The 25,879-nt window shown below is 60.0% G+C and carries 19 protein-coding genes; 13 read left to right on the top strand and 6 right to left on the bottom strand.

Going from position 1 to position 25,879, the window contains the following annotated elements; genetic code table 11:
- Positions 1-58: 58 nt before the first annotated feature.
- The 5 genes from frr to ACQUSW_RS02700 are packed head-to-tail and all read left to right on the top strand — an operon-like array spanning position 59 to position 3,427.
- Positions 59-613, top strand: coding sequence for a ribosome recycling factor (frr, locus tag ACQUSW_RS02720; protein ID WP_428930719.1), 555 nt, complete (start codon positions 59-61; stop codon positions 611-613).
- Positions 614-616: 3 nt separating this feature from the next.
- On the top strand, positions 617-1,765 hold the full coding sequence (locus ACQUSW_RS02715; RefSeq protein ID WP_428930718.1) for a phosphatidate cytidylyltransferase: 1,149 nt from the start codon (positions 617-619) through the stop codon (positions 1,763-1,765).
- A gap of 47 nt (positions 1,766-1,812) precedes the next feature.
- Positions 1,813-2,337 (top strand): DivIVA domain-containing protein, encoded by a 525-nt coding sequence (locus tag ACQUSW_RS02710; RefSeq protein WP_428930717.1) that lies wholly within the window; start codon positions 1,813-1,815, stop codon positions 2,335-2,337.
- 46 nt (positions 2,338-2,383) lie between these two features.
- Positions 2,384-3,118, top strand: coding sequence for an aggregation-promoting factor C-terminal-like domain-containing protein (locus ACQUSW_RS02705; protein WP_428930716.1), 735 nt, complete (start codon positions 2,384-2,386; stop codon positions 3,116-3,118).
- Positions 3,119-3,127: 9 nt separating this feature from the next.
- Positions 3,128-3,427, top strand: a complete 300-nt coding sequence (locus tag ACQUSW_RS02700; RefSeq protein ID WP_428930715.1) for a hypothetical protein — start codon at positions 3,128-3,130, stop codon at positions 3,425-3,427.
- A gap of 8 nt (positions 3,428-3,435) precedes the next feature.
- Here the strand turns inward: ACQUSW_RS02700 and ACQUSW_RS02695 are convergent, their stop codons facing one another.
- Positions 3,436-4,497 (bottom strand): AI-2E family transporter, encoded by a 1,062-nt coding sequence (locus tag ACQUSW_RS02695; protein WP_428930714.1) that lies wholly within the window; start codon positions 4,495-4,497, stop codon positions 3,436-3,438.
- A 167-nt stretch (positions 4,498-4,664) separates the two neighbouring features.
- Here ACQUSW_RS02695 and ACQUSW_RS02690 point away from each other — a divergent pair, with 167 nt between their 5' ends.
- Together ACQUSW_RS02690 and ACQUSW_RS02685 are read left to right on the top strand one after the other, a co-directional pair.
- Complete coding sequence (locus tag ACQUSW_RS02690; protein WP_428930713.1) at positions 4,665-6,536, top strand: DUF8094 domain-containing protein; 1,872 nt, start codon at positions 4,665-4,667, stop codon at positions 6,534-6,536.
- Positions 6,533-7,495: a tetratricopeptide repeat protein gene (locus tag ACQUSW_RS02685; protein WP_428930712.1), complete on the top strand. Its 963-nt coding sequence runs from the start codon at positions 6,533-6,535 to the stop codon at positions 7,493-7,495. Before ACQUSW_RS02690 ends, ACQUSW_RS02685 begins: the two co-directional genes overlap by 4 nt.
- Positions 7,496-7,514: 19 nt before the next feature.
- On the opposite strand, the gene glgB is transcribed toward ACQUSW_RS02685, so the two are convergent.
- The 3 genes from glgB to glgX form a co-directional block, all read right to left on the bottom strand.
- Positions 7,515-9,716, bottom strand: coding sequence for a 1,4-alpha-glucan branching protein GlgB (glgB, locus tag ACQUSW_RS02680; protein WP_428930711.1), 2,202 nt, complete (start codon positions 9,714-9,716; stop codon positions 7,515-7,517).
- Positions 9,717-9,721: 5 nt separating this feature from the next.
- The gene (locus ACQUSW_RS02675; protein ID WP_428930710.1) at positions 9,722-11,800 is read right to left on the bottom strand and encodes a maltotransferase domain-containing protein; all 2,079 of its coding nucleotides are present in this window, start codon (positions 11,798-11,800) and stop codon (positions 9,722-9,724) included.
- Positions 11,801-11,873: 73 nt separating this feature from the next.
- Positions 11,874-13,982 (bottom strand): glycogen debranching protein GlgX, encoded by a 2,109-nt coding sequence (gene glgX, locus ACQUSW_RS02670; RefSeq protein ID WP_428930709.1) that lies wholly within the window; start codon positions 13,980-13,982, stop codon positions 11,874-11,876.
- A gap of 60 nt (positions 13,983-14,042) precedes the next feature.
- On the opposite strand from glgX, the gene ACQUSW_RS02665 reads away from it, so the two are divergent.
- The 3 genes from ACQUSW_RS02665 to ligA are packed head-to-tail and all read left to right on the top strand — an operon-like array spanning position 14,043 to position 18,640.
- Complete coding sequence (locus tag ACQUSW_RS02665) at positions 14,043-15,209, top strand: cysteine desulfurase family protein (protein WP_428930708.1); 1,167 nt, start codon at positions 14,043-14,045, stop codon at positions 15,207-15,209.
- Between the two features lie 10 nt (positions 15,210-15,219).
- Entirely contained in the window at positions 15,220-16,317 is a 1,098-nt protein-coding gene (gene mnmA / locus ACQUSW_RS02660; protein ID WP_428930707.1) for a tRNA 2-thiouridine(34) synthase MnmA, read from the top strand.
- 7 nt (positions 16,318-16,324) lie between these two features.
- The gene (gene ligA, locus ACQUSW_RS02655; RefSeq protein WP_489672325.1) at positions 16,325-18,640 is read left to right on the top strand and encodes an NAD-dependent DNA ligase LigA; all 2,316 of its coding nucleotides are present in this window, start codon (positions 16,325-16,327) and stop codon (positions 18,638-18,640) included.
- A gap of 27 nt (positions 18,641-18,667) precedes the next feature.
- On the opposite strand, the gene ACQUSW_RS02650 is transcribed toward ligA, so the two are convergent.
- Positions 18,668-20,527 carry a DEAD/DEAH box helicase gene (locus tag ACQUSW_RS02650; protein WP_428930706.1) on the bottom strand — a complete coding sequence of 620 codons (1,860 nt, stop codon included), beginning with the start codon at positions 20,525-20,527 and terminating at the stop codon, positions 18,668-18,670.
- Between the two features lie 89 nt (positions 20,528-20,616).
- Positions 20,617-22,323 carry a long-chain-fatty-acid--CoA ligase gene (locus ACQUSW_RS02645; protein WP_428930705.1) on the bottom strand — a complete coding sequence of 569 codons (1,707 nt, stop codon included), beginning with the start codon at positions 22,321-22,323 and terminating at the stop codon, positions 20,617-20,619.
- A 60-nt stretch (positions 22,324-22,383) separates the two neighbouring features.
- Between ACQUSW_RS02645 and gatC the strand changes: the two genes are divergently transcribed.
- From gatC to gatB, 3 genes are read left to right on the top strand one after another with little or no spacing between them, the layout of a single operon-like run.
- Positions 22,384-22,683 (top strand): Asp-tRNA(Asn)/Glu-tRNA(Gln) amidotransferase subunit GatC, encoded by a 300-nt coding sequence (gatC, locus tag ACQUSW_RS02640; protein WP_428930704.1) that lies wholly within the window; start codon positions 22,384-22,386, stop codon positions 22,681-22,683.
- The gene (gene gatA / locus ACQUSW_RS02635; protein WP_428930703.1) at positions 22,680-24,215 is read left to right on the top strand and encodes an Asp-tRNA(Asn)/Glu-tRNA(Gln) amidotransferase subunit GatA; all 1,536 of its coding nucleotides are present in this window, start codon (positions 22,680-22,682) and stop codon (positions 24,213-24,215) included. Before gatC ends, gatA begins: the two co-directional genes overlap by 4 nt.
- The gene (gatB, locus tag ACQUSW_RS02630; protein ID WP_428930702.1) at positions 24,215-25,750 is read left to right on the top strand and encodes an Asp-tRNA(Asn)/Glu-tRNA(Gln) amidotransferase subunit GatB; all 1,536 of its coding nucleotides are present in this window, start codon (positions 24,215-24,217) and stop codon (positions 25,748-25,750) included. Before gatA ends, gatB begins: the two co-directional genes overlap by 1 nt.
- Positions 25,751-25,879: the final 129 nt, after the last annotated feature.

The following is a 25,879-nucleotide window of genomic DNA, read 5'->3' as shown; positions in this document are numbered from 1 at the left end:
GAGCTGGTGACCGTGCCCATTAGAATTGTTGCAACACTTTCAAAGCTAAGGAGCCACCGTGATCGCGGATGTCCTGTCAGAGACCGCTACTCGAATGACCCGGGCTGTCGAGGCAGCGAAAGAAGACTTTGCCACAGTGCGCACGGGGCGCGCTAACCCTCAAATGTTTCAAAAACTCATGGTTGAGTATTACGGGACTCCCACCCCGCTGGCACAGCTTGCGTCGCTGGCCAACCAGGAAGCACGCACGCTGATCATCACTCCGTACGACAAATCAGCGTTGAAAGACATCGAGCAGGCCATCCGAGACATGCCAAACCTCGGCGTCAACCCCACGAACGACGGCAACCTGGTTCGTGTGACCATGCCGGAACTGACCGAAGAGCGTCGCAAAGAGTATGTGAAACTCGTGAAGTCGAAGGGCGAAGACGCGCGTGTGCACGTGCGCGGTATTCGTCGCAAGTCAAAAGACGAGCTTGATGCCCTCAAAAACGAGGTTGGCGAAGATGAAGTCGCACGCGGTGAAAAGGAACTTGATGCGTTGACTCGTCAACACATTGACCTGATCGACGAGGCACTCAAGCGCAAAGAGGCCGAGCTTCTCGAGGTATAAGCTATGTCCGCATTCGAGGGGGGCGACGGCGGTGATAGCCGCCCCTTAACCCGCCGTGAGATGCGTCTGCTGCGGGAAGGGACCGCAGCAGAACAGCAGCATCCTTCCGAGCCGGAACAGCTGCCATCCGACGATGATCCTGCGGTCATATTCGGTTCGGTCTTATCGGAAGTAGATGAGACCGATGATGCTCGCCACGATGGCGCTCGTCTGAGCGGCCAGTGGCATGTTGCGCGCACAGAAATTGAGTCGCACGTCTCCCACGCCAGGGATCAGCTCGATCAGGCCAATGAGCGCATCAAGGCGCGCGCCGGTCGCAACCTCATCGGTGCGATAGCTATCGGACTCCTCATCGGAGCACTTGTGCTGGCATCGTTGCTGATCGTCAAATGGGCCTTCGTTGTCTTTGCCCTGTTGGCGGCAGGCCTTGCTGTTTATGAACTTGCCATCGCGCTGCGTGGCGGTGGGCGCAAGATTGATCTTGTGCCGCAGCTTCTCGCCGCAGCACAGCTTATTATCGCCGGCTACTTTGCCGATGCGTGGCTGGTGTGGGTTTCGCTATTCACGGCCATCATGATCGTGCTGGTGTGTCGAATCATCGGGCAAATGATCGCTGGCGACGGGCGAACATATGGTGATGTGCTGTCCGACCTATTGGTGGGCAGCTTCATTCAGGTATATGTCCCGTTTTTGGCCGCTCTGGCGATGATTCTGCTGAGGCAAGACGGCGGTGAACTGTGGATTCTCACGTTTCTTGCCGTTGTTGTCGCCGCCGATACGGCCGCATATGCCTCGGGTCTTCTGTTTGGGCGTGGCGGCAAGCATCCGATGGCACCAAAAATTAGCCCGAAAAAGACCTGGGAAGGTTTTGCTGGGGCTGTCGTCGGCTCGGTTATCGTGGGCGTCATATTGAGCGTATTTCTCCTCCACCTGCCCTGGTGGGCAGGGATCATCGTGGGAATCGTGTTGGTATGCACGGCAACGATGGGAGACCTGTGCGAATCGCTCATCAAGCGCGATCTAGGAATTAAAGATATGAGCTCGTTCTTGCCTGGACACGGCGGTGTTCTCGACCGGCTCGACAGCATTTTGCCTTCGGCTGCCGGTGCGCTCATGCTCTTCTTTGCCCTGTCATCATTGGCGGTGGCATGAGCGTGACGGAACAGCAGCGAGTACGACGCAGTGGACGACTATTTCCCGTGACCGAGAAGCGAGCTCGCGGCTACGAGCCCACTGAGGTGGAAGACTTCTTGCGGCGGGCACGGGCGAGCTTTGATGAACGCGATGGCGCCGTGACTTCTGCCGATATTCGTTCGGCTTCTTTTCGGATGGTTCGTCGTGGATATCAGCCCGAAGCGGTCGATGCAGCTCTGACGAGGATCGAAGACGCGCTCGCACAGCGTGAACGCAGCGCAGCGATTGCACAGCGCGGTGCGAGGGCGTGGGTGGATGATGCACGCAGCACCGCGCAGGTTATTGTGGAGCACTTGCAGCGTCCTGCGGGGGCACGCTTCGCACGCACCGGAATATTGGGTTACGGATACGACCGCGCCGAAGTTGACCATGTGTGTGAACGCATCACCGCTTTTCTTCGTGACGGCGAAGAGATCACGGCAGAACAGCTGCGTTCTGCCGCCTTTCGAATGAAGCTGCGCGGCTATCGAGAAGAACAGGTAGACGCACTTATCGATGCAACGATCGACGTTGTTTTGGCCGTGAAATGATGTTCTCGGTGAATTCTCACACTCATTCACGAGGTCGCGGGCTACAATGGCTGACATTGTGACACCGGATAACGACTTGATCTTAAAGGCGAAGCACACTCTTTCTGCTTCGCTGCGCGGTACTTCTACCGCAAAATCACAGACCGGCGCAGCCGCAAATTCGCGGCACCAGCCCCGTCGTCGTGCGACAGGAATTCTGGCCGGTCTTGCGGTAATGGGCTTCTCTGCGGCAATCATTGCCCCAACCGGCCTGGCACTTGCTGGTTCATCAAGCACCGCAACAGCAGCCGATGCAACGACAGCTTTTAGCGTTGCCAGTAACGAGGTTCAATCTCTCAAAATTTCGGTCGAGGGGTCGTCGGCAGAACCACTTGCACGCGGCACCTTCGAAGTGTACGTGCCGCCGCCCCCCGAACCCGAGCCCAAACCTGCTTCTGCCGACAGCGACGACAGTGGCTCGGATAGTGGCGGTGGAGACGTGGGTCCGGTCTACTATGACGGCGGCGGTGATCCTGCAGCGTGGATGGCTGCAGCAGGAATTGCTTCGTCCGACTGGGGATACGTCGACTACATCGCTACTCGCGAGAGTGGGTGGAACCCCAACGCAACCAACCCGTCTTCAGGAGCGTGCGGGTTGATTCAGGCTCTGCCGTGTTCCAAGGTTCCCGGCAACGGTTACGATCCTGTCGATAATCTTCGCTGGGCGAATGGTTATGCCATGGAACGCTACGGCAGTTGGTACGACGCCTACGTGTTCTGGGTTAACAACAGTTGGTGGTAAACCACTGTCATGGCTCGCTCGTCTCGTCGTCGTCGCGGTCAGCGGCGACCCCATGACCACGTTGACGAATCTCTGGACCGGCTCATTGCCGGGTGGAAACGTACCGAGATTCGCCGAGGGACAGAGTGGTGGGTGCAGCCGCTGAGCGCAGCGCAGGCTCATAAGGAATACACCTGCCCTGGCTGCACTCGTATGATCGTGGCGGGAACAGCGCACGTCGTTACCTGGCGTGCTGATGGAGTGCTCGGCGATGAAGCTGACCTTGCAGCACGCCGCCACTGGCACACACACTGCTGGAATATTCCGTAGGCCGGGGCTCAGAGCTCGTTCATGCGGGGGATGAGCACCTGCCGGTAAATTATCAGCACGCTCGCGGCCACAGGAATAGCGATCAGCGCCCCCAGTAGGCCCAACAGTGCACCGCCCGAAAGGGCTGCGATCACAACAACAGCGCCGGGAACAGACACCGCTCGACTCATGACGCGGGGCGACAAGAAGTACGCTTCGACCTGCATGTAGACCAGGTAGTAGATGGCGGCAACGAGCGCCGTCGTTGGCGAGCCGAGCCCCGGAACGAGACACAGAAGCACAATGAGAGTTGAGCCCGTCAGTGTTCCGACGAGCGGAATAAGCGAAAAGAAGAATGCGATAACCGCCAGCACGGCGGGAAACGGTGCGCTGATGATCGATAGGAAGATCATGCTGAGTACGCCGTTAATGACACCCATCGTGACCTGTCCGATGACGTAGTAGCCCACGGAATCGCTGATCTGCTCGGCAAGGTCGATAAATCGTTCACGCTTAGACGAGGGCACGAGCTGGTAGACCGAGCCTTTGAGCGACGGAATAGCTGCGGTGAAATAGATCGTCAGGATGAGCACGATGAATGCTCCCGCGAGACCGCCGAGCACCGCCCAGCCGACAGTGAGAAGACCCTGGCCAATCGAGCCACTAATCTGCGTAACGTTCTGGGTGAGCCATTCCTCAAACGATGTAAAGACCACGTCGACCTGTAGCTGCGGAAAAGCCTCTGTTAGCCATGCTTTGAGATCGTCGATGGCGGTGCCGCGATTAACGATCGTTGTCACCTGCACGAAAAGTTGTGAGATCTGATCGATCAGCACGGGCAGAACGATGAGTACGACGCCGCTAAAGAGTGCAAGCACACCCAAAATTGTGACGAGCACCGCTGCCCACCGTGGTAACTTGCGCCGCTCTAACCAGCTGACAAGGGGGTCAAGGCCCAGCGCAAGAAAGAGAGCTGTTCCAACGTAAAGCAGGATCGTGGAGAGTGCGTCGACGCTGCCGATGAGTAAAACACCGAGCCCGACACCGAGGGTGGCGATCAGCGCGGTGCGAAACGGGTTGTGGATCTTCATCGAGGTTGTCTCCCTACGTCTCCATAAGTATGGATTGTGAGGGGCACGAGCAGCGAATGAATCGCGGTTTATTGCATTCGTGGTTAATCTTCAGGTGCTTTTCGCTAATCTGAAATGTCGAGCGAAGACCCGGGAGCCCCCTTCCCGGCCGCAAGAGGAGACTATTCGTGCGTTTTGTCTGGGCCATCGTGGCCTTTGTGCTGGCGACGTTCATGATCGGAGCGGGTATCGCCCAAAGGACCGTCTTCCTCGGCCCGGCGGAGCTACGAACCGAACTGAGCGTTGGTCAGCCAGAATCATTCACCCTTATTGATGGCGACGTTTTGCGTTCGCAGCCCGGCGAGCAGACGCTGATCGCTCGTGGTGAGGGATCCATTGTTTTTGCGGTTGCGCGCAGTGCAGATGCCGAGGCCTGGCTGGCTGACGCGCGCTACAACCATATTTCCCTCGACGACGAGGGCGAGATTGTTTCGACGCTGGTACTGCCGAGCATTTCTGAATCACCGGATGCCGAAGATGACGCAGCATCCGAAAGCGATGATGAAACTGCAGAGGAAGGCGAAGAATCGCCGAGCAGTACGGAGGGCTCCCACAGGAATCCCGCGGGCTCGGACCTCTGGCTCGATGAATTCACCGACACCGATTCGCTGTTTGCCCATACGCGGCTGCCCGAGGGCGTGAGCGTGGTTATTGCTTCTGATGGCACAGAACCTGCACCCAGTGATGTGACCGTCACATGGCCGCTCGACAACTCAACTCCCTGGGCGGGGCCACTCATGGTGGGCGGAGCGATCCTGATGGCGCTGGGTGTGATTTTGTATATTCAAGCGGTTCGTCATGTGCGTCGCGGGCGTGGTCCTCGTCGTAAGGGGCCGCCGCCGCTTCCGCCGACCGAGCCGATCGATATCGCACTCGAGACAGGTTCGCGCCGCGCTATTGGTTCGCAAACGTCGGCGCCGCAGCGCCGTAGCCGCGGCCGACGCTCACTGATTGCTCTTCCGGCTCTGGGCATGTCTGCCGTGCTCTTGGCAGGCTGTACTGCTGACTCATGGCCACAGTTTGATAGCACCCCAACGCCGACTCCGACAGAGACGGTGGTTGCCCCAGAAAACCAGCAAGACCCCGCGATGACCGAGGCGCAGGCGATTCGGGTGTTGCAGCGTATCGCCGATACGGTCGAGCAGGCTGATGAAGAGATGGATGCCGATCTGGCAGCGACGCGTCTGGATGGGATGGCGCTTACGACGCGCAAGGTCAATTATCGACTGCGCTCTTCTATTGCCGACACGGAGATGCCGCTGGCTATTCCGGGCAGCACGGTGCGAATTCTGGTTCCTCAGGCTTTCCAGGCGTGGCCACGCACGACAATGCTGCTGGTCGAAGACAGTGAAGACGAGACTGTTCCACCGATCATTTTGACCATGACGCAGCAAGATCCGTGGTCGAACTACAAGGTTTCGTACCTGGCCGAAATGCAGGCCGCTGCTGAGCTTCCTGATCTACCACCGGCGTGGATGGGTGCAAAGCTGACGCCGCCCGATTCCCCGTTCCTTGTTTTGCCGCCGGGTGAACTGGCTGAGGCCTTTGCCGATGTGGTCGATAACGGTGATTCCAGTCAGTGGCGCGGTCTCTTTGGCAAGTCGGCGATGGAGTTCGCCGAAACGGTGCAGGCGAGCCGGGCAAGCATTACGAAGGCACTGGCCGATAGCGGTGCCGCTGAGACAACGAAGACATCGTTTTCTATGATCGTGAGCGGCGAAGAACCTGTGGGGCTGGCCGGAATCGATAGCGCTGCCGTGGTTGCTGTATCGCTGCGTGACGTGGAGCAGGTTACACCCACCGATAAAGATGCGGTTATCCGTCTCGGTAGCAATGAACCGGCAAAATTGCTCACGGGTGTTGATGAGTCGGCAGAGGGTTTCCAGACGTCATATTCGATTCAACTGTTTTTCGCCGTGCCCGCTCAGGGTTCTAACGGACAAATCCAGCTCTTGGCGGTTTCGCAAGATCTGCTGTCAGTGAAGGAGATTGAAAAGTGAGTGATATTTCCGCCGCAGCGATGCGTGGTGCTGTCGATCTTTCGGCTTTGCGTAATCGGCCCGCTGCCGAAGCGCAGGGGGGACAGCAGCATCCGGATGCAGCAGGTAATACTCCTGCGTCGGCACCTGGCGTGATTTTTGATGCTACCGACGCGGGTTTTCAAGACGTCATCGAGCTGTCGCGTCAGGTTCCTGTCGTCGTTGATCTGTGGGCGGAATGGTGCGGACCCTGCAAACAACTGGGCCCGATATTAGAAAAGGTTGTGCGCGAGCAGAACGGTCGCGTTGCCCTTGCCAAGGTCGACGTGGATGCAAACCCGCAGTTAGCGCAGGCTTTTCAAGCGCAGTCGATCCCCATGGTTGTTGCGCTTATTGCCGGTCAGCCGGTGCCGATGTTTAACGGTGCTGTTCCGGAAGAGCAGGTGCGGCAGGTTGTTGCGCAGTTGCTTCAGGTAGCGGCACAGAACGGCGTCAGTGGCCAACTCTCCGTGCAAGAAGAAGACACTGTTTCTGAGGCAGACGAGGCGGAACCAGAAGAAAAGCCGCTACCGCCACTGCATCAAGAAGCCTATGACGCGATTTCGGTCGGCGACTATGCTCGGGCAATTCACGCCTATGAAAAGGCTCTGGCTGAGAACCCGCGTGATGACGACGCAGCCGCAGGGCTCGGCCAGGTGCGGTTGCTGCATCGCACACAGGGTGCTGATTTGCAGCAGGTTCGGGATGCTGCCGCACAGAACCCGGATGATGTTGCCGCGCAGCTTGCCGTTGCTGATCTCGACGTCGCTGGTGGCCACGTCGACGATGCTTTTGCGCGTCTTCTTGATCTTTTTGCTCGAGCAGACTCGGAAGAGCGCACGCAGGTACGTGAGCGGCTCGTGGAGTACTTTGGGCTCGTTGGTGATTCCGATCCGCGCGTTGGGGCAGCACGAGCGCGGCTAGCGTCACTGCTCTTCTAAGAGCGCCGATTCGAGAGAACTACCGGAGCGCTGTTCCTGGTTGATACCGTAACCACAGCGTGGTGAGCGCCGGAATCATGAGCGTTGCCCGCGGTGAAGTTCGGGAGGCGTCGTCAAGGAGCGCCTTTTTGGGAGTGTTGTCGTGAGCGTACACGGCCCCGAGGTTTCCTTCACCGTGACCCCCAAATTCGAGCGCATCGGTGTTGAGTATCTCTTGCCATGTACCGGCGCGGGGCAGGTCGAGTTCGACACCGTGGAGTGCCACTCCGGCGAAGTTGGTGATCGAGACGACCTGTCCGCCGTGTCCGTCGCGCCGCGCAAAAGCGACGATATTGGGGTCCCAGCCGGGAGCCCCGAGACGGCTGAAGGAGGTGGCGTCGTTGTCACGCACCCAGAGCGGGGCCGTGACCTTATACAGACGGTTGAGTTCAGAAACCAGATGAATGAGCTGCTGGTGCAGGGGCTGCTCTAACAGCCACCATTCGAGCTCGTTCGATTCTGCCCATTCTGAGAGCTGCCCGAATTCTTGACCCATAAACAGTAGTTTCTTGCCCGGGTGGGCCCACATATAGGCGAGATAAGCACGCACGGTGGCGAGTTTTTGTTCGTGGCTGCCGGGCATTTTTGCCAGCAAACTGCCTTTGCCGTGTACGACCTCGTCGTGGCTGATGGGCAAAATATAGTTCTCACCAAAGGCGTAAACGAACGAGAACGTGATTTCGCCATGATGGTGGGCGCGGTGGAGGGGGTCGCGGCGAATGTATTGCAGGGAGTCGTTCATCCATCCCATGTTCCATTTGAAGCCGAATCCGAGTCCGGCGTGGTTAGTGGGTGAGGTCACGCCGGGGAAACTGGTTGACTCTTCGGCAATCATCATGATTCCCGGATGCTTGCGGTAGGCCGTCGCGTTGAGCTCTTGAAGAAATCGGATGGCTTCGAGGTTTTCGCGACCACCATGAATATTGGGCTCCCAGTCGCCGTCGTCGCGTGAATAGTCGAGATACAGCATGGATGCTACGGCGTCGACGCGGAGCCCGTCGATGTGGAACTCGCGTAGCCAATACAGTGCGTTGGCGACGAGAAAGTTGCGTACTTCTGGGCGGCCGTAGTCGAAAATGAGCGTGCCCCAGTCGCGGTGTTCGCCGCGTCGTGGATCGGGGTGTTCATAAAGCGGGCGGCCGTCGAACTGGGCGAGGGCAAATGCATCGCGGGGGAAGTGGGCCGGTACCCAGTCGAGGATGACGCCGATGCCGGCCTGGTGGAGTTGGTCGATAAGAAAACGTAGGTCGTCGGGGGAGCCGTATCGTGCTGTTGGCGCATAGTAGCCGGTGACCTGATAGCCCCACGAACCTCCAAAGGGATGTTCGGCGAGGGGGAGGAATTCGACGTGGGTGAAGCCGGTTTCTTTTATGTGGGCGATCAGTTCGGTGGCTGCTTGGCGGTAGTCGAGTCCGCGTCGCCAGGATCCCAGGTGCAGTTCGTAGATCGATAGCGGTTGCGCAACAGCGTGTGTGGCTGCGCGTCGTGTCATCCATGCGCCGTCGTTCCATCGGTATTCTGAGCGCGTGACGATGGAGGCTGTGGCTGGGGGCGCTTCGGTGTGCTGAGCGAGCGGGTCGGCGCGGAGCACCCATTCATTGTCGGGCGTGAGGATTTCGTACTTGTAGCGTGTGCCGACGCCGGTGTCGGGGATAAAGATCTCCCACAGGCCACTGGCACCCATGGATCGCATAGCGTGGCCTTCTCCGCTCCAGTCGTTGTGGTCGCCAACAACGCGTACGGCTCGGGCGTTGGGTGCCCATACGGCAAATGCTGTGCCCGGTTCGCCCTCGTGAGTTTGAGGGTGGGCACCTAATACTTCCCAGAGTCGTTCGTGGCGTCCTTCGGCGATGAGGTGAAGGTCGAGTTCGCCGATTGTTGGTGTATGCCGGTAGGGGTCTCCGGCGAGCCAGTCGGGGCCATCGGGGTAGGTGGTGCGGATGCGGTATTTTCCGACGGGCGCGGGAACACCTGCTATCCACATGCCGTCGGCGATGTGTTCCATATCGATGGTTTCGCCGTTGGTGAGCAGCAGGCTGACGGATTCGGCGAGTGGTCGTCGTACGCGGACTATCGCTCGCGCATCGTTGTCGGGGTCGGGGTGGGCACCGAGGAATGCGTGCGGGTCATAGTGCGATCCTGTAGAGACTGCTTCGATGACTCCTTTGTCATACGTGATCATGATGTCTACTCCTTCACCACCCGCAAAATATGGACAGGTTGGCTGAATGCGTCCAGCCGTACGTAGTTGTGGTCTTTCCATCGCCAGAGCGAACCGGTGAGCAGGTCTTCGACGCCGTATTCTTCGCCGGGTTCTACGCCCCACTGTCGGGTGTCGAGGTGCACGGTTGTTTCTCGTACGGAATGGGGGTCGACGTTGACGACGACAATGATGGTGTCGTCGTTGCCGTCGTCGGTGTAAAACCCGTCAAGGTGTTTGCTGTAGACGAGGATGCTGTCGTCGTCGCTCCAGTGGATGCGGGTGTTGCGTAGTTGGCGTAGTGCCGGATGCTGCTGGCGGATGCTGTTGAGTTGGCGCAGGTAGGGGGCAAGCGAAGTGCCCTCGTGTTCGGCCTGCTGCCAGTCGCGTAGCTTGTATTCATATTTTTCGTTGTCGATGTTTTCTTCGGCACCGGGGCGGGCAACGTTTTCAATCAGTTCGTATCCGGCATACACGCCATAGAGGGGGCTGGCGGTGGCGGCGATGGCAGCGCGAATGCGATAGGCCGCGGGCCCTCCGTATTGCAAATATTCAGTGAGAATATCGGGGGTGTTGACGAACAGGTTGGGGCGAAGATAGTCGGCCGTCTCGGTGGCTATCGAGGTGAGAAATTCTTCGAGTTCTGCTTTTGTGTTGCGCCACGTGAAGTAGCTGTAGCTCTGGTGGAATCCGACTGCCGCTAATGCACGCAGTGGGGCGGGGCGCGTGAAGGCCTCGGCGAGAAAGATTACTTCGGGGTGGGTGGCGTTGATTGTTGCCAGCAGGCGTTCCCACAGCCAGAGCGGTTTTGTGTGGGGGTTGTCGACGCGGAATATTTTTACTCCGGCAGCAATCCAGTGCTCAACGATCCGGACGATCTCGGCGAAGAGTCCTTCCGGGTCGTTGTCAAAGTTCAGTGGATAAATGTCTTGATATTTTTTGGGTGGGTTCTCTGCATAGGCGATAGAGCCATCGGGCAGTGTGGTAAACCATTCCGGATGCCGCTGAACCCACGGATGGTCGGGCGAGGCCTGGAGTGCGAGGTCGAGTGCGATTTCGATTCCGTGGTCGGCTGCGGCGTTGATGAAGCGACGAAAGTCGTCGAGGGTACCCAGATCAGGATGGATGGCATCGTGGCCACCGGCGCTGCTTCCGATCGCCCACGGTGAACCGGGGTCGTTCTCCTGTGCGTCGAGGGTGTTGTTGCGTCCTTTGCGGTGGGTGCGGCCGATGGGGTGAATGGGGGGTAGATACAGCACATCGAAGCCCATAGCGGCAACACCGGGGAGGCGCTCGGTGGCGGTCGCGAAGGTGCCGCTGATAATGGTGCCGTCTTCGGCTTGCTGCGCGCCTTCGGAGCGGGGAAAGAATTCGTACCATGCGCCGATACCGGCCCGCTCTCGTTCGACACGTAGCGGATGCCAGGGTGTGGCAGAGGGAAGGGATGTGAGCGGCTGCGCAAACATTGCCGCGGCAAGGTCCGGATCTGTTGTGATGGCGAGCGCGGCGTCGACGGTGCACTGGGCATCGGCGAGAGATGCGGCGAAACGCAGCAGCATGCGTCGCTGCGGGCTCGGCCGGGAATCGTCGCTGGCTGCTCGTTCGAGCAGTTGCGAGCCGATGCGACACATGAGTGGCACGTCAACACCCGCACGGAGCTTGAGGTTAGCCGCGTGAGCCCACGTGCCAAACTCATCGGCATAGGCTTCGCAACGGAAGGTCCAGTCGCCGGTGCGGTGAAATTGAATATCGGCCTGCCAGCGATCTGTACCGTCGTTAAGGGGTAGCATCCGGTGCAGCGTTTCGCCGTTATCGGGGTCGCGGAGTCGAACAAACACGGCGATGTGTTCATGTCCTTCACGGAATGCGATGGTGCTGAATGGCACCACGTGCGACACGGCCGTCGTGGGGATCCAGCCACCGGGAACCATGGGATGTACGTCGGTGAGTGGGATGCGTGGCGTTTTCGTGTGGGTCGCTGCGCCCTCTCGCAGTGGCCGCACGGGTACCTGGGTCGGGCTGCGCAGAGCGGTCGACTCGAAGTTTGATTCAGAAGGTGCTACCACATCTCTGAACTTACCCCTCAGAAGCGTGCAGGCCTAGAGGTGAGCGGGCAGTGTCGCGTCGCGCACGCCGGCACTACTCGGCTCGAAACAGGTGCATCGAGGTTCCTGGCATGGCGACGGTGTCACCGGCGGCATGCACGGTGTGCCGTGTGTGTGGAGTTTCATCGGCACTCGACCACAGCGACACATACTGGCTGACGTCGTCGGCGCGGGGGAGGCGCACGTCGACCGCACGCTCGACACCGTGAACGATGAGCAAAACGCGGTTCGGATTATCTTCTGCCTCGGCAACCGCCAAGTATTGCAGCGTGCGGTGGGCGGCATCGTTCCACTGCTCGATCGACATCGTGTCGCCCTCGTGATCGAACCATTCCATCAGCGTTGCGCCCGGAGTCTGCTCACCCAGGCGAGCAAAGTGTACGGGGCGCAGGGCACGGTTTTCCCGTCGCAGCCGCGTAAGCATCGAAACATGTTCGCGCAGGTTCTCTTGCCATGGCTCCCACTCCCAGTCGAACCAGGTCAGAGCAGAATCATGGCAGTAGGCATTGTTGTTGCCGCCTTGTGTGCGGCCCACTTCATCGCCGGCGGTGAGCATGGGAACCCCGGCAGAAAGCAGCAGCGTACCCACGAGGTTGCGCATCGCTTTGCGCCGCGTGGCTTCAATAACGGGGTCGTTGGTGGGCCCCTCTGTGCCGTGATTAAAGGCACGATTGGTTTCTGCGCCATCGCGGTTGTCTTCACCGTTGGCTTCGTTGTGCTTGACGTTGTATGACACCAGGTCACGCAGCGTGAAGCCGTCGTGAGCAGTAACGAAGTTGATACTGGCTAGCGGGCCGCGCTCGGCAGAAAACGTATTCGATGACCCGGCAAGCCGCGTCGCGAAACCGCCAATACCCACGGGCGATGTCGAAGCCCGACGTGCATAGTCGATATCGCTCAGCCAAAAGTTGCGAACTCGATCACGGTAGCGGTCATTCCACTCATGCCACCGTTCACCAAAGTTCCCCGTTTGCCAGCCGCCCAATCCGATATCCCACGGTTCAGCGATCAGCTTCGTTTCTTGCAAGACAGGGTCGCTCTCGATCGCTTGCAGCAGAGGATGCTGTGCCGTAAACGTGTGCTGCGCATCACGCCCCAGCGCCGTCGCTAAATCGAACCGAAATCCGTCGACTTGAACGTCGTCGGCCCAGTAACGCAGCGAATCAAGAATCAGTCGGGCAGCAGCATCCGTCGACGTATCGATCGTGTTTCCGCACGCCGTTGTATCGACATAAGAACCATCGTCAGCGTGCCGATAGTACCGGGCGTTGTCGAGCCCACGCAGGCTCTGCACGGGGCCACCCGGACCGCCCTCAGCCGTGTGGTTATAGACGACATCAAGAATTACCTCGATCCCCGCCTCGTGCAGCAGCCGCACCATGCCCTTAAACTCACGCAGTACAGCATCCGGCCCACCCCTGCGGGCCTCTTGCGTGGCATAGGGCACATGGGGTGCGAAAAAGCCCACCGTGTTATAGCCCCAATAGTTCACGCGGCCGTTTTGTGCCAACCAGGGCTCCGACATAAACGCATGCACCGGCAACAGCTCTACAGCAGTGACGCCCAGCGACTGGTAATGCTCAATCATTGCCGGATGCGCCACCCCCGCGTACGTGCCATGAAGAGCAGGCGGCACCTGCGGATGCCGCTTCGTCAAGCCCTTCACATGTGCTTCGTAAATCACCGTGTCAGCGAACGATGTGCGTGGTTTCTTGGCGCCACCCCAGTCAAAGGAGCCATCAACAACCACCGAACGAAAGTGATCCACATGCTCCACCGTGCCGGCCCGCACAAGACCCCGCGCATAAGGGTCAAGAAGCAACGCCCCCGGATCAAAAGCATTGCCGCCACCGCCCGGGCCCGTCACGTGCAACCCATATCGGGCCCCGGCAACAAACAGAGCCGACGAGACCTCCCACACTCCATCGCCGACGGGCTGCAGGGCCACACGATCAACAACCCAGTCGACATCGTCACGATCAAAAAAGACGACGTCGATAGCCGTAGCATTACCCGACCACACCCGTAACGTGCCGCCCCCGTCATGCAAACAGACACCCAAATCATCAAAGCTCGGGCGGCAGAACGAGCACGCACCGGCGCGAGACCCGTCACCGGCGATATCAGAAGTATGCGGACACATAAAGCACAGCCTACGGCCGACAAGTCGACTCACCCGCCACGACAGTGCGAGCATAGAAGCATGTCCGTCTACCTGGATCACGCAGCAACCACCACGCTGCGCCCGCATGCAGCCCAGGCCTGGCTAGAAACAGCCCAATACACAGCCAACGCCTCATCAACCCACCGCAGCGGACAACACCAACGCCGCATTCTCGAAGAAGCCCGCGAAAAGATTGCCGCACACCTCGACTGCGAACCCATCGAAGTGATCTTCACCTCGGGCGGCACAGAATCCATCAACCTCGCGCTGACGGGCCTCAGCAACTCCACAGCGCCCATCATCGTCATGCCCGATGGCGAACACCGCGCCACCATCGATACCGTGGCAGCGCTTGCAGCGCGGGGTGCGACGGTGCGGCAGGTACCGCTGACACCTTCTGGCGCGATTGACACGGCTGCTTTTTCGCGGGCGCTGCCGGATGCCACTGTGGCCACCGCCGTGATCGCCAACAACGAGGTGGGCACGATTAACGATGCGGCGGTGCTCTCGGCGGCTGCAGCCGAGCATGGTGTGCCCTTGCATTTTGACGCTGTGGGGGCTGTGGGTGTTGTGCCGCTGTCTTTTCGTGCTCTGCGCGGTGATGCGGCGGCGGCAACGGGTCTCGTTGCGATGAGTATTGCCGGCCACAAACTGGGTGCGCCGGTGGGCACGGGTGCGTTGGTTGCGGCGCGTACGGCTAAAATCTCTGCTCTTATGCACGGCGGTGGACAACAGCGAGGTTTACGGCCGGGTACCTCTGATGTTGCGGGGGCTGTGGCGTTGTCGGTGGCGCTCGATGAAGCCATGCGTGAACAAGAGGCAGAGGGAGCACGGCTACGGTCGCTGCGCGATGAGTTGATTGCGGGCGTGATGCGGGCTGTGCCCTCTGCCCGACTGCTGGGTGACGCGCACGAACGTTTGCCAGGTAATGCTCACTTCTTGTTTCCGGATGCTCCGAGCGAGAGCCTGCTCTTCTTGCTCGACCTTGCCGATATTTCTGCCTCAGCCGGGTCAGCATGTCAGGCGGGTGTCGCAGAACCTTCGCACGTGGTTACCGCCATGGGGTACAGCGATGCGCAGGCGCGGAGCGTCGTGCGTTTCACCCTGGGGCACACGTCGACGCGCGGCGATGTAGAAGCACTCGTTGCCGCCATTGGACCCGCCTATTCACAGGCATCCGGAGCTTTACGGCGCCAGCAAACGTAAACTAGACCACATGCGTGTTTTAGCAGCAATGAGTGGCGGTGTGGACTCCGCGGTAGCAGCGGCCCGAGCAGTAGATGCGGGGCACGACGTGGTGGGTGTTCACCTTGCGTTATCTCGAGCCGGTGGCACCCTGCGCACGGGGAGCCGCGGCTGTTGCACGATTGAAGACGCTATGGATGCGCGACGGGTGTCTGACCTGTTGGGTATTCCCTACTACGTGTGGGATTTCTCGGAGCGTTTTCGTGACGACGTCATCGACGACTTTATTGCCGAATACCGCGCCGGTCGTACACCGAATCCGTGTCTGCGGTGCAATGAAAAGATCAAGTTTGCGGCGCTGTTAGAGCGCGCGCTGGAACTCGGTTTCGACGCTATTTGCACGGGCCACTATGCATCGCTCGTGGATGGCCCCGACGGACTCGAACTTCATCGGGCATCGGACGCCGCAAAAGACCAGTCCTATGTACTGGGTGTGCTCAACGCCGATCAGCTTGCCCACACCTACTTTCCTCTGGGCGACACACCCTCGAAAGCACTCGTGCGTGCAGAGGCCGCTGAGCGCGGAATTACTGTTGCGCAGAAGCCCGACAGTCACGACATCTGCTTTATTCCCGACGGTGATACGCGCGGCTGGCTCGCCGAGAAGGTCGGTGCCGAGGCGGGAGAGATCGTTGACCGCGAGGGAACCGTTGTCGGTGAACACGATGGCGCGCATGCATTTACGGTGGGCCAGCGCCGAGGGCTTCGCATCGGAACACCCGCTCCCGACGGAAAACCGCGGTTTGTGCTCGAAGTGCGCCCGGTCAATAACACGGTCGTGGTGGGCCCGCGCGAGGCACTTGCTATTGCAGAGATTTCTGGTGAGCGCTTTTCTTGGGCGGGGCCTGCGCCGCGTGAATCAGAGTTTGCGTGCGAGGTGCAGATTCGCGCTCACGCCGACCCTGTCTCGGCGCGCGCATGGGTGAGTGACGACGGCGTGCGAGTGGTTCCTGACGAACCGTTTGATGGGGTAGCCCCGGGCCAGAGCGCCGTGCTCTATATCGGCACACGGGTGCTGGGGCAGTTCACGATCGATTCCACTGTTTCGGCTGTTCCTGTAGAAGCATAGGTGCTGTGTGACTCCGGATGCTGCGCAGCAGGCGCGCGATGAAGTTCGCGAACTGACGGCTCGCATTGTTGACGCGAAAGAGGCCTATTACGGTCGCGACTCATCGCTGGTAGATGACGCGACCTATGACGCCTGGATGCGGCGGTTAGAAGAGTTAGAAAGGCTGCATCCAGAACTCAGCAGTCAGGATTCACCCACGCAGCAGGTGGGGGCAGCGCAAGCAACCGAACTTGCCACGGTCGAGCACGCGGAGCGAATGCTGAGCCTCGACAACGTGTTCTCGCTCGACGAACTGCAGGAATGGGCGGCAAAGACACAGGTTGCGGCGGGTCGGCCAGTTGAGTGGCTGTGCGAGGTCAAGATCGACGGTCTTGCCATCAATTTGCGGTACGAGCACGGCGCGCTGGTGTCGGCGGCGACACGAGGAGACGGCCGGGTCGGCGAAATTGTGACCGAAAATGCGCTGCGGGTGGCCGGTATTCCGCAGCAGCTGTCGGGCACGGGGCATCCGGCGAGAGTCGAGGTGCGCGGCGAAGTATTTATTCCAGTTGCCGCGTTTCATGCATTGAATGCTGCGCAGGCCGATTTTCGGGAGCGAGCATATGCCGACGCACTTGCTAAGTGGAATGCGCGGTCTGGAGCAAAAAAAGAGTTTGATCACGAACGCGCGCGCACTGCGGCAGCACGACGATTTCCGTCGTTCGCGAACCCGAGGAACGCCGCCAGCGGTGGTTTGCGACAGTTGCTCGACAAAAAAGAAGGTCTTGAGCACGAGGCAGGGCTGTTGCGACTGGAGTCACTCGCGGTCTACGTGCACGGTATTGGCGCCTGGCCTGACCCACCCGTAGCTACACAGAGCGAGGTGTACCGGATGCTGGTCGAGTGGGGTCTACCCGCCAGCCCGCACACGCGCGTATGCGACACGGTTGATGACGCCCTCGACTTTGTGCGCTATTTCGGTGAGCATCGACACGATATTGAGCATGAGCTCGACGGCGTCGTCGTCAAGGTTGATGAACTGGCACTGCACGACGAACTCGGTATTACCAGCCGGGCACCGCGGTGGGCGATTGCCTATAAATATCCGCCCGAAGAGGTGCAGACCAGGCTTCTCGACATCGTGGTGTCGGTGGGCCGCACAGGGCGCGCAACCCCGTTTGCGGTAATGGAACCGGCGCATGTTGCCGGTTCTGTCGTGCGCCAAGCCACCCTCCACAACCAAGACGTCGTAAAAGCCAAGGGCGTGCTGATCGGTGACACAGTGGTGCTGCGCAAAGCAGGCGATGTTATCCCCGAAATACTGGGTCCGGTCGTCGAAAAGCGAGACGGCACCGAGCGCGAGTTCGTTATGCCGCGCGATTGTCCCGAGTGCGGGTCGCCATTGGCGCCGTCAAAAGAGGGTGATATCGACCTGCGTTGCCCCAACACGCGCTCGTGCCCCGCGCAGGTGCGTGGACGAGTGGAACACATCGGTTCGCGAGGTGCTCTCGACATCGAGGCACTGGGCGAAGTAACCGCGGCCGCTCTGACGCAGGCTCAAGCGCCCGCATCCGCGCCTCTCGAAACCGAAGCCGGGCTGTTCTCGCTCAAGATCGACGACCTTGTACCCATCACAGTGACAGTGCGCGATGCCGAAACAGGCGAACCGCGCCGCGACGAACGCACGGGAGAACTGGTAACGCGCTCGCCGTTTCGTCGGCAACCGACGGCAGAAGAACGACGCGAAGGCATCACCACACCGCAGCCGTCGGCCGCTGCGGTCACACTCATTAATGAGTTAGAAAAAGCGCGGACAAAAGAACTGTGGCGGCTTCTTGTTGCCCTCAACATTCGCCACGTCGGCCCCGTGGCTGCACGGGCACTGGCCCAGTGGTTTGGTTCCCTCGACGCTATTCAGAAGGCCACAGAAGAAGACTTGGCGGCCGTCGACGGCGTGGGGGCAATCATCGCCGATTCGGTCAAACGCTGGTTTGACATCGACTGGCATCGCGAGATCGTCGACGAGTGGGCGGCAGCGGGCGTGCAGTGGCACACACCGGGCCATCCCGGCCCGGGCGCATCACAGAACGCCGGGGGAGTACTCGACGGAATCACGGTGGTTGCTACCGGCACTCTCGACGGCTACACGCGTGACGGCGCGAAAGAAGCAATCATCGCCGCGGGGGGTAAAGCTGCATCGAGTGTGTCAAAAAAGACCGATTTTGTGGCGGCCGGACCGGGTGCTGGGTCAAAGCTCACGAAGGCCGAAGAACTCGGCATCCGGATTCTCACCGCGCAGCAGTTTCATGTGCTGGTAACCGAAGGGCCGGATGCACTCGACTAACGAGTAGCATCCGGCCCTTCGATCTGCTTATTTGCGGTGGCGCGGTTTGCGCGGAGGCCTGTCGTCGGAACCGTGCGAAGAGTGACCCCTATCGCCGTATCGCTTGCCGCCATCGCGTTTACCACCCTCACGACCCGGGCGACCACGATCAGGCTGAATCTGAATCGGACGACCCGAAATCTGGGTGTTGCGCAGGCGATCAAGAACGCCGCGGTCAAGATCCACCGGTAGTTCGACAATCGAGAACTCGGGGCGAATGGTGATGGCCCCGAAGTCGTCGCGGCTCAAACCGCCCTCATTGGCGAGTGCGCCAACAATTTGTCGTGGTTCAACACGGTGCCGCCTACCCACCTCAATGCGGTAGGGAGCATAATCGTGGCGACCTCGGCGTTGAGCCCGCGGTCGGTCAGAGTCGTTGCGACCGCCGCGCTCGGAGCGCTGTCGGGCAGGCTTGTCGTCGTTAATCACCCGGGCCAGTGGATCGTTTTCTGGGTCGAGCAGCAGGGGTGTATCACCCTGGGCCACAATGGCTAGCGCCGCGGCAACATCGTGTTCGGGAACATCATGATTACGCACATAGTGCGCGATGATGTCGCGGAAACTCTCAATGCGGCTCGTCTCTTGCAGAGCAGCCGTGATGGCGTCGTCAAAGCGCGCAAGGCGGGTTGTGTTGACATCGGCCGTGCTGGGCAACTGCATGCGCACCGGCTGCTGTCGGGTGGCCCGCTCGATGTGCTTGAGCAGATAGCGTTCGCGCGGGGTGATAAAACTAATCGCGTCACCCGTGCGACCTGCTCGCCCCGTGCGGCCAATGCGGTGCACGTACGACTCGGTGTCGGTGGGGATATCGAAGTTGATTACGTGGCTGATGCGCTCAACATCAAGGCCGCGGGCTGCCACATCGGTGGCGACGAGAATGTCGAGACGGCCCTCTTTCAGGTGATTCACCGAGCGCTCTCGCTGCACCTGAGGAACATCGCCGTTGATGGCGGCGGCCGAATAACCACGGGCGCGCAGTTTCTCGGCCAGAGTTTCGGTCTCGTTCTTGGTGCGCACGAACACGATCATGCCGTCGAAGTTTTCGACCTCGAGTATGCGGGTGAGGGCGTCAACCTTCTGCTGGTACGAGACCACCAGGTAACGCTGGGTGATGTTCTGGTTCGTGGTCGTCTGCGACTTGATACGAATCTCTTGCGGGTCGCGCAGATATTTCTCGGCGATGCGGCGAATCGGTGCCGGCATGGTGGCAGAAAACAGTGCCACCTGTTTGTCGTCGGGAGTGTCAGCAAGAATCTGCTCAACATCTTCGGCGAAACCCATGCGAAGCATCTCGTCGGCTTCGTCGAGCACCAGATAGTCGAGTTCAGAGAGATCGAGTGTGCCCTTGGCCTGGTGATCCATGATGCGGCCCGGTGTGCCGACAATAATGTGCACGCCACGGCGCAGCGCAGAAAGCTGCACGCCATAACCCTGACCACCGTAAACAGGCAGCACCCGCACGTCGGGCAGGTGTGCCGAGTATGCCTCAAAGGCTTCACACACCTGCAGCGCGAGCTCACGGGTAGGCGCCAGCACGAGTGCCTGCGGTGCCCGTTTATTGGTGTCGAGCCGTTCAAGAATGGGCAGCGCGAACGCCGCGGTCTTGCCTGTTCCGGTCTGAGCCATACCCACCACGTCGCGCCCGGCGAGCAGGGGAGGGATCGCCGCTACCTGAATAGCAGACGGTGTTTCATAACCGAGCCCTCGAATAGCTTCGAGTACAGAACCGCTTACTCCGAGGTCTTCGAAGCGCGTAAGATTTTTGTCGGCAGTCGCCGAATCGTTGTCGGCGGGTGCCGAGGAGTCGACGTTTTGATCGTCGGAAGAAAGTGCATCTGATGGAGCCACTTCCCAACCGTAGCGCTTTCATCCTGCATGAGTGCCCTATACGCAGCATCCGGGGCATTTTTTGTGTAAAAACCCCGGATGCTGGTGGCCTAACCTTCGCTCGAGGTCAATTGCACAAGCTTTTCGCGCACTTCGCGGCGCAGAACCTTGCCGATAAGCGACTTGGGCAGTTCGTCGACGATGAACAGTCGGCGGGGAACCTTGTAGGGCGTGAGGATGCCGCGGGCGTACTCACGAATTGCTTCTTCGTCGATCGTCGCACTGGGCTCGACGACGAGCGCTGCCACGACTTCTTCGCCCGAGTGAGGGTGGGCAAGCCCGACAACTGCGGCGTCAATAACGTCGGGATGCTGTCGCAAAACGCCTTCGACCTCGGTGGGGGCGACGTTGAACCCGCCCGTGATGATGAGTTCTTTAATCCGGTCGACAATGCGCACGAATCCGTGCTCGTCGATCGTGACAATATCGCCCGTGCGAAACCAGTCGTCAATGAATACGGCGTCGGTGGCTTCGGGTTTGCCGTAGTAGCCCGAAAATACCTGCGGCCCGCGCACAAGAAGCTCACCGGCGCTGCCGGGTTCGACATCAACGGTGGGGTTTTCGGGGTCAACGACGCGACATTCTGTGCCGGGTAACGGCAGGCCTACGGTACCGGGTACGCGGTTATCGGCAACCGGGTTAGCCATGAGCACGGGCGAGCATTCGCTCAGGCCATAACCCTCAACCAGAAAGCCTTCGGTGGCCTGTTCAAAGGGAACGACGAGTTCGTGCGGCAGTGCCATAGCGCCCGAAATGGCAACCTCCGTGCCGCGGAGCGAGACACCTTTTTCTTGTGCGGCGCTCAAAAGCCGGTCGGCGATGGGTGGCACAAGGGGCAGGAATGTTGCCGGATGCTTGCGTGCCACGTCGAGCACGAGATCAGGGTCGAACTTAGGAAAGAGCACGAGGCGCGCGCCCATCGACATCGCAAATGTGAGGCACAGCGTGAGCCCATAGGCGTGGAACATGGGTAGCACGGCATAAACAACGCATCCGTCGCCGCGCGTGATCGAGGGGACCCATGCACGCGACTGGGCGGCGTTGGCGAGCAGATTGCGGTGGGTGAGAGAGGCGCCCTTGGGCGAGCCGGTTGTGCCCGAGGTGTATTGAATAATCGCGAGGTCGTCGGTTGCCGGTCGCTGATGCGATGCTGGCAGAGGTGGAGAGGCAAGCAGGTGTTCCCACTGTTGCACCCCGCGCACGGCAGATGTGAGCGCCTGGCGCGATTCGCGAGCCTTGGCGATGGGTAGCCGCAGCGCCCACTGCATCCCACGTGGCATGGAGCGGGTGATGTCTACCGAGATGAGTGTGTCAACCTGCAGGTCATCAGGAAAATTCTGCACGGTATCGACCACTTTGCTCCACACAATGGCGTGGCGTGCACCGTGGTCTTCAAACTGGTTGCGTAGTTCTCTTGGCGTGTACAGAGGGTTGTGTTCGACTACGACAGCACCCAACCGCAGCACGGCATAAAACGCAATGATGTGCTGCGGACAGTTAGGCAGAACGATAGCGACGAGGTCTCCGGCTTCGACGCCGCGTTCTTTTAACCCGGCCGCAGCCTTGTTAATCGCCGCGTGCATATCGCGATAGCTGGTTTCGCGACCAAAAAATTGCAGCGCCGGTGCGTCGGGATAGTCGCGCACCGAGGCTTCGACAATGTCGATCAGCGAACCCTCAACGGGGTCAAGGTCGGCAGGAACACCGGCGGCATAGCTGGTGATCCATGGGCGAGGAGGGTCGTATGTGGTCACCATGCCAGCATATTCTGCTTGTTAGCGACACGATCTGCTCGCAGCCTCTTCTACACTGGAGGGGTGTCTGAAATCACTCCCGAACTGGTGCGTCATCTTGGTGTGCTCGCACGTATTGAACTCTCTGACGACGAGATAACTGAGCTGACAGGTCAGCTTGGGGTCATCGTCGACAACGTCGCCAAGGTTGCCCAGGTGGCCACCGACGAGGTGGAGGCTACCAGCCACCCGGTTGCGCTGCATAACGTCTTCCGGCCCGACACGGTGGGTGAAACACTCACCACCGAGCAGGCACTGCAGAATGCTCCGGATGCTGATGACAACCGATTCCGTGTGACGGCGATTTTGGGAGAAGAACAGTGAGCGACATTATTCGCATGCACGCGGCGCAGTTGGGCGAAAAGATTGCTGCCGGAGAAATTTCGAGCGTCGAAGTCACGCAGGCCCACCTCGACCGCATCGCGCAGGTCGATGGTGAGTTGAACGCATTCCTGCACGTTAACGACAGCGCGCTCGATGCTGCTCGTGCGGTTGACGAACGTCGGGCATCCGGAGAAAAACTCGGGCCTCTTGCCGGTGTTCCACTGGCGATTAAAGACGTGCTGGTCACCAACGACCAGCCGACAACCAGCGGATCACGCATTCTCGAAGGCTACATGTCACCGTTCGATGCCACGGTGGTTGCGCGTGCACGCAGCGCCGGGCTCGTTGCGCTGGGTAAAACCAACATGGATGAGTTCGCCATGGGCTCATCAACAGAGCACTCAGCGTTCGGGCCCACGAAAAACCCGTGGGACACAACGCGTGTTCCCGGTGGCTCGGGCGGGGGATCAGCCGTTGCTGTGGCCGCCTACGAAGCTCCGATCGCGCTCGGCTCTGACACCGGCGGGTCGATTCGGCAGCCCGCGCACGTTACAGGCACGGTAGGGATGAAGCCCACGTATGGCGGAGTGAGCCGCTATGGCGCGATTGCTATGGCTTCGAGTCTTGACCAGGTTGGCCCCGCGAGCCGTACGGTGCTCGACGCCGCACTCTTGCACGACATTATTGGGGGGCACGACCCCCACGACTCAACTTCGCTGCCCGAGACGTGGCCGTTGTTTGCGGATGCTGCTCGCGAGGGGGCCACCGGCGAAGTTTTGCGCGGTCTGCGCGTGGGCGTTATCAAAGAGCTCTCTGACAGCCAGTTTCAGCCGGGCGTCGCGGAGTCTTTCCGCCAGACTCTCGAGCTGCTGCAGGCTCACGGTGCAGAGATTGTCGAGATTTCTACACCGCACTTTGAATACGGAGTTGCCGCGTACTACCTGATTCACCCTGCCGAAGCATCGAGTAACCTCGCAAAATTTGACTCGGTGCGTTTTGGTTTGCGTGTCACACCGGAGGGTTCTCCGACGGTCGAAGATGTGATGTCGGCCACTCGTGCAGCAGGCTTTGGTCCCGAAGTTAAGCGGCGTGTGATTCTGGGCACGTATGCGCTTTCGGCCGGCTACTACGACGCCTACTACGGCAGCGCTCAGAAGGTTCGCACGCTGATTCAGCGCGACCTCGATCAGGCGTTTAGCGCCGTTGACGTGATCGCGTCGCCTGCGGCCCCGACCACGGCGTTCCGCATCGGTGAGCGGATCGATGATCCGCTGAAGATGTACCTCAACGACCTCACGACGATTCCGGCGAACCTCGCTGGAGCCCCCGGTATCTCGGTGCCATCGGGCCTTGCCAGCGACGACGGCCTGCCCGTGGGCGTGCAGTTTATTGCGCCCGTTCGTGAAGACGCGCGCCTGTACCGGGTTGGCGCAGCTCTTGAGGCGCTCCTGGTCGATCAGTGGGGTGGCCTGCTGCTGGATAAAGCTCCTCGACTGGCATCAGAGAACGACGACCGCGGAGGCAACAAGTAATGTCGAACGTCAAAATTATGGACTACGACCGCGCTCTCGAACTCTTTGAGCCGGTGCTTGGTTTTGAAGTGCACGTTGAACTCAACACCGAAACCAAAATGTTTTCGGCCGCACCCAACCCCGCTAACGAAGCGCACCACAGTGCCGCACCCAACACGCTGGTTGCGGCCGTAGACATGGGCCTGCCGGGTGCACTGCCCGTTGTTAACGAGAAAGCTGTGCGCTCGGCCATAAGCCTGGGGCTCGCTCTGGGCTGTACCATCGCCGAATCGTGCAGGTTTGCTCGCAAAAACTATTTCTACCCCGACCTCGGCAAGAACTATCAGATCTCACAGTCCGACGAACCGATCGCTTTCGATGGCTCTGTCGAGATTGAGCTCGAAGACGGCACGCTCGTGACAGTACCGATTGAGCGTGCTCACATGGAAGAAGACGCGGGCAAGCTCACACACGTTGGTGGTTCCACGGGCCGCATTCAAGGCGCAGAGTACTCGCTTGTCGACTACAACCGTGCAGGTGTCCCGCTGGTTGAGATCGTGACGCGACCCATTTTTGGTACGAACCACCGCGCACCCGAAGTGGCAAAAGCGTATGTTTCAGCCATTCGCGACATCGTGCGCGCACTCGGTGTCTCGGAGGCGCGACTGGAGCGCGGAAATCTGCGCTGCGACGCGAACGTTTCTCTGCGCCCACGTGTGGCAGAGGGCGAAGAGCCTGCGCCCCTGGGCATTCGTACCGAGACAAAAAACGTCAACTCGATGCGTTCGGTGGAACGCGCCGTACGATACGAGATTCAGCGGCAGGCCCAAATATTGGCCGATGGCGGAACCATCACACAAGAGACCCGCCACTGGCACGAAGACACGGGAGTCACCTCTCCTGGCCGACCAAAATCGGATGCCGACGACTACCGTTACTTCCCCGAGCCCGACCTCTTGCCCGTCAAGCCTGCACGCAAGCTGGTAGACGAACTGCGCGCCGCACTGCCCGAACAGCCGGTCGCGCGCCGTCGGCGCCTGAAAGCCGAGTGGGGCTTTACCGACCTCGAATACCAAGACGTACGAAACGGCGGGCTGGTCGAACTCGTTGAAGCAACAATCGCGGCAGGAACAACCCCCGCCGCGGCACGCAAATGGTGGACCGGAGAGGTGAGCCGACTCGCGAATGCCGAAGGCCGCGAGCCGTCAGAACTGATCACACCCGCAAACGTGGCTGCGCTGCAAAAACTTGTCGACGAAGGCACCCTCACCGACAAACTGGCCCGCCAGGTGCTCGAAGGCGTTATTGCTGGTGAGGGAACACCCCAAGAGGTCGTTGATGCGCGCGGCCTGGCCGTTGTCTCTGACGACGGTGCACTCATCGCTGCTATCGACGATGCACTTGCTGCCCAGCCCGATGTGCTGCAGAAAATCCGTGACGGCAAAGTGCAGGCAGCCGGAGCCATTATTGGCGCCGTCATGAAAGCTATGCGGGGCCAAGCCGACGCGGCTCGCGTGCGCGAGCTCATCCTTGAGCGAGCAAACAGTGCTGAATAACAGCAGCGCCGAATAACAGCAGCGCCGAATAACAGCAGCGCCGAATAACAGCAGCGCCGCATAGGTGGTCCGCGGCGGTCGGCGGAGTCCGGTAGCAACAGCGCTGCCGGACTCTGACGTTTTTGGGTG

It is taken from the genome of Microbacterium luticellae (assembly GCF_050408645.1).
Taxonomy (GTDB): domain Bacteria; phylum Actinomycetota; class Actinomycetes; order Actinomycetales; family Microbacteriaceae; genus Microbacterium.
This window is presented reverse-complemented; position numbering and strand designations above follow the sequence as displayed.